This is a genomic window from Pseudoalteromonas sp. SG43-7, from assembly GCF_014164295.1.
Classification (GTDB): domain Bacteria; phylum Pseudomonadota; class Gammaproteobacteria; order Enterobacterales; family Alteromonadaceae; genus Pseudoalteromonas; species Pseudoalteromonas rhizosphaerae.
This window is the reverse complement of the sequence record NZ_JACJEY010000079.1, coordinates 1-13,225: the sequence shown is the minus strand read 5'-3', so window position 1 is coordinate 13,225 and position 13,225 is coordinate 1. Positions and strand designations below refer to the sequence as shown.

The 13,225-nt window shown below is 41.3% G+C and carries 7 protein-coding genes; 5 read left to right on the top strand and 2 right to left on the bottom strand.

Annotated features, from left to right (window positions below):
* Nucleotides 1-4,522: Ig-like domain-containing protein (locus tag H5200_RS21520; RefSeq protein ID WP_182762566.1), on the top strand; the 4,522-nt coding region annotated here is incomplete at its 5' end.
* A 317-nt stretch (nt 4,523-4,839) separates the two neighbouring features.
* Here the strand turns inward: H5200_RS21520 and H5200_RS21515 are convergent.
* Both H5200_RS21515 and mnmC read right to left on the bottom strand, forming a co-directional pair.
* Entirely contained in the window at nt 4,840-5,169 is a 330-nt protein-coding gene (locus H5200_RS21515) for a hypothetical protein (RefSeq protein WP_145241510.1), read from the bottom strand.
* Nucleotides 5,170-5,198: 29 nt separating this feature from the next.
* Complete coding sequence (gene mnmC, locus H5200_RS21510) at nt 5,199-7,223, bottom strand: bifunctional tRNA (5-methylaminomethyl-2-thiouridine)(34)-methyltransferase MnmD/FAD-dependent 5-carboxymethylaminomethyl-2-thiouridine(34) oxidoreductase MnmC (protein WP_182719577.1); 2,025 nt, start codon at nt 7,221-7,223, stop codon at nt 5,199-5,201.
* 177 nt (nt 7,224-7,400) lie between these two features.
* Here mnmC and fabB point away from each other — a divergent pair, with 177 nt between their 5' ends.
* The 4 genes from fabB to H5200_RS21490 all read left to right on the top strand — a co-directional run.
* Nucleotides 7,401-8,612, top strand: a complete 1,212-nt coding sequence (fabB, locus tag H5200_RS21505) for a beta-ketoacyl-ACP synthase I (RefSeq protein ID WP_145241506.1) — start codon at nt 7,401-7,403, stop codon at nt 8,610-8,612.
* A 109-nt stretch (nt 8,613-8,721) separates the two neighbouring features.
* Complete coding sequence (locus tag H5200_RS21500) at nt 8,722-9,840, top strand: 4-phosphoerythronate dehydrogenase (protein WP_182719578.1); 1,119 nt, start codon at nt 8,722-8,724, stop codon at nt 9,838-9,840.
* Nucleotides 9,841-9,891: 51 nt separating this feature from the next.
* Nucleotides 9,892-10,908 carry an aspartate-semialdehyde dehydrogenase gene (locus H5200_RS21495; protein ID WP_182719579.1) on the top strand — a complete coding sequence of 339 codons (1,017 nt, stop codon included), beginning with the start codon at nt 9,892-9,894 and terminating at the stop codon, nt 10,906-10,908.
* 319 nt (nt 10,909-11,227) lie between these two features.
* Nucleotides 11,228-13,225 (top strand): FimV/HubP family polar landmark protein (locus H5200_RS21490; RefSeq protein ID WP_310737056.1); only part of this gene is annotated, 1,998 nt, incomplete at its 3' end.

Here is a 13,225-nt window from a genome sequence, read left to right as displayed (position 1 = left end):
GGTTGTCAGTGCACCAAGCAATGGGCAAACTCAAGTAACCGCAACGGGGGCAATCATTTACACCGCCAATGCAGATTACTATGGTGACGACAGCTTTACTTACACAGTTAAAGACAGCAATGGCGAGGTATCTAACCTTGCTACTGTCACCATGACTGTAAACCCAGTCAATGATGCGCCTTTAGGTATTCCGCAAAGCTTAATACTTGCAGAAGATAATAGCGTTTTGATCACCTTGGTTGGCTCAGATATTGAGAACGATGATCTAAGCTATCGTCTTGATGAAGGCGCATTACATGGCTCGCTTGTGCAGCAAAGTAATGATAGTTGGTTATATACGCCAAACGCCAATTATAACGGCAGTGATGGCTTTAGCTTTGTTGTTAATGATGGACTATTAGATTCAACAATAACGCCGGTATCGTTAGTTATCACCGCAGTGAATGACGCGCCAGTTGTTGGTCTACAAACCGGCGTTACTGATGAAGACATGCCAGTCGTTATGAACTTACTCGGTAGTGATGTTGATGGTGATACATTAATCTATACAATCGTTAGTCAACCAACTCATGGCACTGCGACTATCTCAGGTGAGCAAGTTACTTATCAAGGCAGTGCAAATTACTTTGGTGACGATCAGTTTAGTTATATAGCGAATGATGGATTACTTGATTCAGCACCGAGCACAGTATCAGTAACGATTAATAGTATTAACGATTTGCCAGTGATTACTGGAGTACCAAGCTTAGCGGTTAATGAAAATGACTTATATAGCTTTGTACCACTAGCGACAGATAATGATGGCGATAACCTCAGCTTCAGTATTGAAAATAAACCAAGTTGGTTGAACTTTGATACCACCACAGGGGAGCTATCAGGCAGACCAAGCAATGCTGATGTAGGAAGTTATGCAGGCATCACGGTGCGTGTAACTGATGGGATTGCAAGTCAAAGTTTAACCCCATTTACACTGACAGTAGTGAATGTTAACGATGCACCAACAATCAGCGGTTCACCTGCAACATCAATCGCGCAAGATACAGGTTACTCATTTACGCCAATTGTGTCGGATATTGATAATACCAGTTTATCATTGACGATTGCGAACAAGCCGAGTTGGGCAACGTTTGATAGCACAAGTGGTACATTAAGTGGTATACCGACACGAGATGACGTTGGTCTATATAGTAATATTTTGATCAGCGTAACCGATGGGCAGTTAAGCAGTACGCTTAACCCATTTAGTATTGATGTAACGTATGTGAATGCGCCGCCTGTTGCTAATGATATGGTAATGCGCGTTAAAGAAGATAATAACCTCAGTGTCAGTGCTCAGGTTAGTGACAGTGATAACGACAATTTAGTTATAGAAGTGGTCACTCAACCACAGTTTGGTAGCTTAACGGTGCAAGGAACGGTATTTAGTTATCAGCCACAGGCTGATTATCATGGTAGCGACACCTTTAGCTATTTAGTGACTGATGGTAAAACAAGTTCAGCTATAGCTACGGCGTTAATTACTGTTGAGTCAGTAAACGATCAACCGGTTGCTGTGGAAGATACCTTTGACTTAGCGCGAACAGAAAGCGGCCGTTATATACTTGATGTATTGGCGAATGATACTGATGTTGATGGTGATGTAATAACAATTATTGGTGCTAGGGCGTCAGTGGGTACAGTGAGTATTGTTGACCAGCAGCTTGTCTATCAATTTAGCGCAAGTAACCAAGGCACTATTAAAGTTGAGTATATTATTGCCGACCCCGCGCAAGCACAAAGCACAGGGTTTGCTTTTATTAACTTTACTGATGGCCAACTAGGTGCACCAACCATTACACCTCCAGCTGATGTGGATATTGATGCAACAGGATTGTTTACTCGAGTTAAGCTGGGTACAGCTCTTGCGTTTGATAGCGAGCAAAACAGATTACCAGTCGCAACTTTAAATCAAAGTATGTTGTTTACGCCAGGTGTACATCAAGTGTATTGGCAAGCGACAGACAGTAGTGGTAAAACCACAATGGCTAGCCAGCAAGTAATGGTTCACCCGCAAATATCACTAGGTAAAAATAAAGTTGTTGCTGAGGATCAAAGTTATACCACTCGGGTTTACTTGAATGGAACAGCGGCAAGTTATCCTGTCACTGTACCTTACAGCGTATCTGGAACCGCAACATCAGATGATCATGATTTAATCAGCGGTGAAGTGGTTATTGAACAAGGCCTCGTTGGTGAGATCAACTTTAGAGTCTTTGCAGATAGTGAGATTGAAGCGGATGAAACAATAGTTATAACGCTTGACGATAGCCTTAATACTGGCGCGCAAGCCTCTAATATTATGACTATTTCAGAGAGTAATATAGCACCAAGCTTAGTTACGATAACGGAGCAAAATAATCAGCCTCGGCCATTTGTTTTAGCCAGTGACGATCTCGTAACAATTACAGCGTTGGCAACAGATAATAACCCTGGAGATAATATTTCATTCAGTTGGCAAGCAGCAGATGAACGGATTGTTGATCTAGGTAATGCGGCTGATACATTTGTGTTCTCTACAGCTGAACTCGATATTGGTATTTATGAAATAGCAGTAACCGCAACAGATGACGCTGTGGATAGCTTATCAACTACAGTGACCAGTTATGTTGAAGTGGTAGCTCAGTTACCTGAGTTAACAACTGCCGATACTGATAATGACTTAATACCAGACAATATCGAAGGTCTACAAGATAATGACCGTGATGGTATTCCTGATTATTTGGATAATATTAATGAATGTAATGTATTACCTGAGCAAGTAAATGAGTCCGCGCAGTTTCTTGTCGAGGGGGATGCGGGAGCATGTTTAAGAAAAGCATTCTCAAGCATACAAAATAGCAGTGGCGCAGCACAATTGTTTGAAAATGAATTGCCTGCAGATGTTGGGATGGATAACTCTGGTGGTTACTTTAGCTTTATAGTAACCGCCATGGAGCAAAAAGGTGAAAACTACCACATAGTGCTTCCGCAAAGAATGCCAATACCAGCGGGGGCGATTTATAGAAAGCTTATCAATAATGAGTGGATTGACTTTAATACCAGCAACGGCGATAAGGTCTATTCTACTCAAGGTGAGCAAGGGTATTGCCCTTCACCAAATAGTCAGCTGTGGCAAGAAGGGCTTAAAGAAGGTGACTGGTGTGTACAATTACGCATAACTGATGGTGGTATCAATGATGCTGATGGCGTAGCGAATGGTCAAATTGTTGATCCAGGCGGCGTTAGCGTTATGAGTAGTAATAACAGCGCGCCTGTTACACAATCAGATCAAGTAACTATTGCACTAGGTAATAGTATTGTTATTGATGTGCTCAGTAATGATAGCGATGCAGATAATGATGTATTGATGCTCACCAGTGCAAGTGTTGATTTTGGTGAGGTAGCAATCGTTAATAATCAACTTAGTTATCAACCATTACTTGATTTTATTGGTACTGCAACAATCAACTACAGTGTGTCTGATGGTAAAGGTGGAACAGCCTTTGGTACAGCGACTGTTAGTGTGGTAGTAAACAGTGCCCCAACAACTATTGCTGATACTGCAAGCACCAACGACCGCACGCAAATAGTTATTGATGTACTCTCCAATGACAGCGATGCGGATGGTGATGCACTTAGTTTAATAAGCGCGCAAGCTACGCAAGGAACAGTCACTATAAATAACGATGGCACATTGAATTACCAACCTAAAGTAGGTTTTGAAGGTGTTGATTTAATTGAATACACAGTGACTGACAGTAAAGGTGCTGAAGCTAAAGGAGAAGTAAAAGTGACCGTAAAAGCTTATACAACCACCACGGTTAAAAATAGCTCATCAGGTAGTTTAGGCAGCACCATGGTGTTGTTAATGATTGGTTTAGTCTTTATACGTCGCCAATCAAAACTGACGCCATGGGCTTTACTCGCTACGGCTGCGGTAGTCAGTCAGCCTGTACTAGCAGGTGAGTGGTCTATGGATGGCACTATTGGTTATGCGGCCGTTGCAGGCTCAACCACAACTAATCAATCAGTCGAATTAGCGAATACTGAATACGACGATACCGATATTAGTTGGTCAATAGGCGCAATTTATTCCTTAGCGACTAATTGGCAATTTGGCGTACGCTATATCAACTTAGGCGAAGGTAGTATGACCTTTGTTGGAGATACGCTTGATCCAAGTAACGCGCAATTGAATGTATCACAAACCGTGCCGGTATTGTCACAAGGACCTGCGATACAAACAGCTTATGTATTTCCGCTGTTGGGCCAAGTTAAGAGTAAGGTTTTTGTAGGGGCTTTCCATTATCATTATTCAATCGATAGCCGCTCATCTACGGGGCAAAAAATTACATATAGTGACACCAATACACGCCCTTATTTGGGCGGGCAATTAGCTTATCCAGTGCTTGAAAATACAGATGTTTCAATTAACTATAGCCATTATAAGCTAAGAGAAAACGATGTGAATGAATGGGCGCTAGGATTCCAATATCAATTTTAGGAGTCATTAAAGCGTAAATAAAAACGGCTAGCTTTCTAGCCGTTTTTGTATTTAATACTTAAACAACCCAAGTTTAGCGACAATGCCTTTTCAAGATCATTGAGCTACTTAACTGTCTTATCAAGATGATCCGCTTGTTGGGCAAGCGATTACCTTCTAACATCGGAAATAAATTAGGGTATTTAAGATAGTGATCACCTTTAAGCCATTAGCTTCGGGTCTCACGGTATCGGGCCTCGTTTTGCTTTGGTGCTTTTGCTATAAGCTTAACAATTTGTTTTATGCATACGTATTCAGATCAGTTCGCCGTCAAGCGATTATGGTTGCGTGATCATAATCGCTATTTCGGTTCGGTAGTCACGAGCATATAAGCTGATCCGCACGGTTTTCTTGTCGATGGTATAAAACAACGTTCGGCGTTTATTATCACCGATAATAAGCTCAGACTTACCTAAAGCTTGTTGATAAAAAGCACTCACTTTTGTAATCGACTGAGCAACATAGCCAGTTTGTATCAGTGGGTAGTCATCGGCAATTTGTAATGAGTACTTAAAATCAGCTGGTAGCGGAACGCTGTCTAAATTTGCAGCGCAAGTCACTGAGGTTAGGCTTATTGCTAACATCAGTGGTGTTATTATTTTTATCACATCGGTTCCTACACGCTATTTTTGCTAAGTTAAATTTTATTTCGAATTAAATCTCTTACAATAAAGCGGGCTGGGTGAATCGCTTGGCTTACTCGTTCACTCAAAGGCTGTGGTTCATTGTTAAGTGCAGCAACTAATTGTTCTGCACACAGGGGCGCACTGCATAAGCCACGAGCCCCAAAGCCTGTGAGTATGTGTAGTCCTTGTTGTGGTTTTTGTAAGGATTGATATTGATAGCGTTTCCCTGCGCGTAAATTGGCAAACGCGTGAATATAATCACTTTGCTGCGGCCATTCTCCGGCTATAGGGAGGTGATCAATAAAACTACAACGTACAGCGGCTTTAGCTGCCGTGATCTCACCTAGACTACTGGCAAAGTCGGTTTGTCCATAAAAGTGAAGCAGTTGCTCGCGATTTGTTTGATTGTCTTGGTCTTTGACTGCGCGGCTTTTTGAGTTCTTCTCGAATGTTGCGCCCATACAGTGATGGTCTAAATAAGCAGGAGTAAAGTAGCCTTTATGACATAGCACGGTTTTTAGTTTACGTGATGCAGGACTTGCTTGTACATGGGATACTTGACCACGCACGCCAACAATTGGCAGAGCCTGAGTTTGTACAAAACGGTCGCTGTGCTCACCAGCACATACAATAACGTCACTAAATGGGCCAAACTGTTGCCCTTGGCTCAATAACAGCCAGCCTTGCGGGGTTTTCTCAAGCTGTTCGATATCACAATTAAAATGGCTTTTAATTGGTTTGAGTTTATGGGCTTGTTGGAACAGAGCGCTCACTAATTGTGGTGGGTTAACCCATCCACCTAACGGGAAATATACGCCAGAGTAGCCTGTACTTACACCGGCAATTTCATCACCTTGCTCAGGCGTTACGCCGTGCATGAGTTCATCTGGCCACAGCTGTTTATGTTCAATATTTTGATGGCGCTCAACTAAGGGTTGTTTGATCGCGTGTTGTAATACGCCGCACCATTGATGATCATAGTGAAAGCCATTCTCAGTGAGTTGCTGATAAAGTCGTTTCGCATATAAAAAACTGTGCGCAAAAAGCTCACTGTGCGGGGAGTTTTTTGCTTGTAAGTGCGGATAAATCGCACCTTGTACATTATGAGATGCGCCCATCGCGAGTTGGGGATCTTGGCAAAAAAGTTGGCTGTTAACCCCACGTTTCGCCAAGCTATATAAAATAGCGCTGCTGGCTATCCCTCCGCCAATGACGGCAACGTTTTTAAGTGAACTTTGCTGATGAGCCAGATAAGGTGGCGCCGATTGTGCTTGGTTAGCATGGGCTAAAGAACCAATCAGCATTTCATTTTTTTTGCCATGACCTTTGATTTTTTGTACCGCAAACCCTGCATCAGCAAGACCTCTACGTACAACACCTGCAACCGTAAAGGTTGCAAACGTGGCATTACTACGAGAAATATCCACCATTGAATTAAATAAGGCTGGCTGCCACATTTCTGGATTTTTACTCGGTGCAAAGCCATCTAGATACCACGCATCGATAATACCTGTTTGCGGGTAGCTTATAGCTGCGAGTGATTCTTGCACATCGCCAAAATATAAATCGAGTATAATTTGACCATTGTCAAATTCAAGACGATGGCAACCAGCCAAATTAATCGGGTACTTAGCAAGTAACTGTTTACTCAATGGTGCTAAACTAGGCCATACTTGCAATGCCTTTTGCAGATCGTCTGTTTTAATCGGATACTTTTCAAAAGACATAAAATGTAAGCGCTGCACATTTTGTTGTGCTGGGTTGTGAACTTCTTGACTATGATGTTGCCTACTGGTTAGATTATTTTTAAATTGTTGCCATGTATTTAAAAAATTAAGACCAGTACCAAAACCAGTTTCAGCGATAACGAAATGTGCACGGTCATGATTTTGTAATCGATGAGGCATATTATTTTGCTGGTAGAACACATAATCAGACTCAGCTTGGCCATCATCGTTCGAAAAGTAGACATCGTTAAAGTTGTCTGCAACGGGTGTACCTAAGTTATTAAAGTGAATTTCAGCGTTTTTAATCATGGCATGCAATTAATGAGTACTTTTTTTCATTATTTTACGTGTTTTCTTTGAAATAGTCTGGCGTTATTTATAAGCTAGAGGTTCAGAGTACAAGTGTACGCTAGAAAGCTGACCACTTCGTTGTAAGTTTCAGCGTAAAATAGAACACAATTTAGTATCAAGCTAAGGTAATTACCCATGAGAAGAGCCGTTATTACGGGCATCGGTGTTGTATCAAGCATCGGTAACAACAAAGAAGAAGTATTAGAATCGTTAAAAACAGGTAAGAGCGGAATCGCTTTTAACCCAGAATTTGCTGAATATAAGTTACGTAGTAACGTATCTGGCAAAATTGATATTGACGTTAAAGAGTTTGTTGATCGTAAAGCAATGCGCTTTATGGGCGATGCCGCTGCGTATTCGTATATCTCAATGGCACAAGCAATTGCAGATTCTGGTTTATCTGATGATCAAGTATCAAATGAGCGCACGGGTATCATTGTGGGTTCCGGTGGTGGTTCATCTAAATGGCAGGTTGAAGCGGCTGACATTTTACGTGAAAAAGGCGTAAAACGTGTAGGTCCTTATATGGTTCCGCGCACCATGGCCAGTACAACATCGGCATGCTTAGCAACACCATTTAAAATTAAAGGTGTTAACTACTCAATCAGTTCAGCATGTGCAACCTCTGCACACTGTATTGGTAACGCAGTTGAGCAAATCCAATTAGGCAAACAAGACGTTGTTTTTGCCGGTGGCGGTGAAGAGCTTCACTGGACATTGGCAATGGAATTTGACGCAATGGGCGCACTTTCTACTAAATATAACGAAACGCCTGAAAAAGCCTCTCGTACTTATGATGCTAACCGCGATGGATTTGTTATCTCTGGTGGTGGCGGTATTGTTGTTGTTGAAGAACTTGAACATGCGCTTGCACGTGGTGCACACATTTATGCTGAAGTTGTTGGCTATGGCGCAACATCTGATGGCTATGACATGGTTGCACCATCAGGTGAAGGTGCTGCACGTTGTATGCGTCAAGCAATGCAAGGCGTTGACAGCATTGATTATCTAAACACTCACGGTACATCTACACCAGTAGGTGATGTAAAAGAGTTAGGAGCAATTCAAGAAGTATTTGGTGGTAATTCACCGATGATCAGCGCGACTAAAGCAATGACAGGCCATGCACTGGGCGCCGCTGGTGTGCATGAAGCTATTTTCTCACTATTGATGTTAGAGCATAGCTTTGTTGCGCCTTCAATCAATATTGATGAGCTAGATGAACAAGCTGCAGGCTTAAACATTATCACTGAGCGTAAAGACGTTGAACTAAATACTGTTATGTCTAACAGTTTTGGTTTTGGTGGTACTAACGCCACGTTAGTGATGAGTAAATATAAAGGCTAATTAAAAAGCCACATTACAATTAAAGCCGAGCAACTTGCTCGGCTTTTTCGTTTTCAAAGTCGGCTATGTTCGTTACAATAGCGGCTCTTAGTGCTTACTGGACTTGTTAATGAAAATTCTTGCAGACCAAAACATGCCACTTGTTGAGCAATATTTTGCTGATTTTGGTGAAGTAACGCGTTTTGATGGTCGTACATTACAAAGCGAACAGCTAATTGATGTTGATGTATTATTAACTCGCTCGGTAACCTCAGTAAATGAAGCACTGTTAATACATGCTAATAAATTACGCTACGTAGGTACGGCGACAATCGGCGTTGATCATATTGATACTGATTTACTCAAACAACGTGATATTGCATTTACGAGCGCACCTGGTTGTAATGCCGTTGCTGTGGCTGAATATGTGATCAGTAGCTTGTTTGCACTGTGCCAAGAAAATGCCTGCACCTTGGAACACAAAACCATTGGGATTGTCGGAGTGGGCAGTATTGGTAGCTGTTTGCGAGATAAATTAGCCGCGCTTAATGTCACTGTATTAGTATGCGATCCACCTAAGCATGAAGCGGGACAATTAGCCGAGCATACAGATATTGATGAGTTGTTGAGTAAAGCGGATATCGTCACTTTCCATGTGCCGTTAGTAACGACCGGTAAACATAGTACCTTGCATTTAATGAACAAAGCGCGTTTAGCAGCGCTTAAACCTGGCACTATTTTGATTAATGCCAGTCGCGGCGATGTGGTCGATAATCATGCTCTACTGGAAATTATGCGCGGTGGTGCCAAGCTCGATGTGGTATTAGATGTATGGGAAAACGAACCTTCTATATTAACTGAATTGCTTGAGTTTGTGCGTTATGCCAGTGTCCATATCGCAGGCCATACCTTAGAGGGTAAAGCACGTGGCACGCAAATGCTCTATGAAAAGTTGTGCGAGCTTAAAGGTTTGCAAACAGGCAAAGCATTAGCTGATTTTTTACCAGTGCCCGCGTTTACCCAAGTTACATTACAAGAAACCTTTAGCGAAGCTGATTTAGGTCAGTTGATCCATCTGGTTTACGATGTGCGTCGTGATGATGGTATTTTGCGATACAACTTAGCAAGTGAAGGGTTTGATAGCTTACGTAAAAACTACCCCATTCGACGTGAATTTAGCACAGTCAAAGTGCTAGGTGCAGGCGCATATTCGCCTTTGCTGCAAGGGCTTGGTTTCGTAGTCGAATAACTTAAAATTTAAACAGCGGCCACAATGGCGGCTGTTAAACGAGGAATACACATGTCACAAAAATATAATGTTGCCGTACTTGGCGCTACAGGTCTTGTTGGTCGCCAAATTATTGAAACGTTAGAAGATCGTAAGTTTCCTGTTGATCAATTATTTTTATTGGCAAGTAGTCGCAGCGCTGGTGAAGATATTAAGTTTCGTGGTGAAACTATTGAAGTGCAGGACGTTGAAGGGTTTGACTTTAGCCAAGCGCATATTGGTTTATTTTCTGCTGGTGGCAGTGTGTCAGAAAAATACGCACCTATTGCCGCTGATGCAGGATGTGTAGTAATTGATAACACTTCGCACTTTAGAAATGATTTTGAAATACCACTGGTTGTGCCAGAAGTAAATGCAGCAAGCCTTGCTGATTTTAGAAATCGCAATATCATTGCTAATCCTAATTGCTCAACTATTCAAATGATGGTGGCATTAAAACCTATTTATGATGCATACGGCATCGATCGTATTAATGTATCTACTTATCAAGCAGTATCGGGTGCAGGCAAAAAAGCGGTTGATGAACTTGCAAAACAAACTGCTAATTTAATGAATGCACGCCCTGTAAATAGCGAAATATTTCCAAAGCAGATGGCGTTTAATGTTATCCCACAAATTGATGTTTTTGAAGATAACGGTTACACCCGTGAAGAAATGAAGATGGTTAACGAAACCCATAAAATTCTAGGTGATACCACAATTGCTGTTAATCCGACGTGTGTACGAGTTCCGGTATTTTTTGGTCACTCAGAAGCGATTAACATTGAAACACGTATGCCGTACGACTTTGAACATGTAAAACAGTTACTTAATGACGCGCCAGGGCTTGAACTTATAGAAGACGAAGGGGATTACCCAACCCCGGTTACGGATGCAAGTGGTAATGACATTGTGTATGTAGGGCGCTTACGTCAAGATATCTCACATCCGCATGGTTTAAATATGTGGGTTGTAAGTGATAATACCCGTAAAGGGGCCGCAACGAACAGCGTGCAAATAGCTGAAGAGTTGATAGCGAACTATCTTTAATTAAAAGCAAGAAAAGCGGCAGTTTGTCGCTTTTTTATTTTTTAACTGCCAAATAATTGCCGCATAGCTGCTAAAAGCGTATAAACTTAATCTTAACGATAAAAAACTCTTCCGGCTAATAAAGTTTAAGCTATTACGTATCAAAGTGTTGCGATGGATATTAAGCCGCAACTGGTTTATAGTTTGCAACTGGAATAGAGCTTGCAGGAAAGACTTAATTAACTATTTATTTATGTACGTTATTTCTGCAAGAAATAATCAATGTTTAAGCGTCTAATTTAATGGCGCTGCGTTAACATTTAAACATTAAAGGATCAGCATGCGCGGTTTAGCTACACTCCTCTTATTAGCGTCTGCATTGGTGGTAACACCGATATACTCCCAAGACGGCAGCCAACTTAAAGGCCCTAAAGGCGTTGATTATGGCGTTCAAGGGCGTTCTATTGGGCCAATAAAGCCAACCGATACGCTATGGCGTATTGCTGCAAAAGTGCGACCAGATAACTCCGTCAGTATTTATCAGGTTATGCAGGCTCTATATGAAAAAAATCCGCAATCATTTTTAGATCAAAATCTCAATCATATGCGCGATGGTGCGTATTTAAAAATTCCTACCTTAGCCGATATCCGCGCAGTAAGCCCGGAGCTTGCCAAACAGCGCTCAGAGCAAGATGATGAGCTATGGGAAAAAAAGAAAAATGGCACGCTTACGAACAGCGAAATTACTGCTTCACAAACCAAAGTAACTCAAGCACGCAAAGTGGATGTTGATGAAGCTAAGCAAGAATTAAAACAAGAAATCAACAGCATTAAAACCCAACAGGGCAGTCAGCTTGTTGAATTACAAAAGCAGTTCAAGTCGTCAGTTGATAATGTCGAAGAAATTTTAGTTGAAAACAATAAATTAAAGCAACAGTTAACTGGTGTGTCTAAAGAGCTTGAAAATATTCGTGAGCAACTTGGTAAAGACAGTGAAATTCAACGCCAACTTTCTGAATTGATTGCAAAACAGAACGAAATTATAGAGCAACAACAAGCAAAAAAGCTCGAAGAGACTAGTGAGTTTGACTTTGCTGGGCTGTTAGCCAATCCGCTAGTTCTTATTTTATTAATGACAATTCCAGCGTTATTGATCATCTTTGCAATCGTGATGTTTTTACGTAAACGTAATAAAGAAGATGAAAGCACAGATGATGACGAATTTTTACCACAAAGCCCTAGTTATACAACAGAGGATGATGTTGACTTAGGACCATCACTTGATCCAATTATTCCAGATCCAGTTCAAGAAGACGATGATGTAAGTATTCAGCTTGATGATCTTGAGAACGATATTTTACCAGATGACGACGATATTATTTTTGATGACAATATTGATGATGCGTTTGAGGATGGTGACAGTTTATTAAATCAAGACGAATTAGATGGCTTACTGAGCGACGACATTGTATTTTCTGATGAAAGTGACGAAGCTAAAGAAGATGATGAACTTGATATCTTCATGCAGCAAGATTTTGATCAAGCAGATGATGATAGCTTAGGTGATGACATTGATTTAGATATTAAAGCCGACAACAATGATGGCGATATTTTAAGTGCAGCAGATCTAGATGATTTATTTGCTAATGACAGCGATGAACCGACTGCTGAATTAGATGACTCGCTTGATTCAGATGATGACTTAGCAGCACTCAGTGAAGAGTTAGCAGATGAAGGTGATGATTTTGACATTGATGCATTGATTGATGAACAAAGTAGTAATCAACCGACAGATAAGAATGACGGCGATAATGACGAATTTGATTTAGACGATATTGACAGTTTAATTGATGAAGCTGGTGATAAAGCAACAGCAGAGCCAGAGCTGGCAGAAGAAGATGAATTTGATTTAGACGATATTGATAGTTTAATTGATGAAGCTGGCGATAAAGCAACTGCAGAGCCTGAGCTGGCAGAAGAAGACGAATTTGATTTAGACGATATTGATAGTTTAATTGATGAAGCTGGCGATAAAGCGACTGTAGAGCCTGAGCTGGCAGAAGAAGACGAATTTGATTTAGACGATATTGATAGTTTAATTGATGAAGCTGGCGATAAAGCAACAGCAGAGCCGGAGCTGGCTGAAGAAGACGAATTTGATTTAGACGATATTGACAGTCTGCTTGATGAAGCTGGCGATAAAGCAACAGCAAAGCCGGAGCTGGCTGAAGAAGATGAATTTGATTTAGACGACATCGATAGTTTAATTGATGAGACTGGCGATAAAGCAATAGCAGAGCCAGAGCTGGCTGAAGAAGACGAATTTGATTTAGACGAT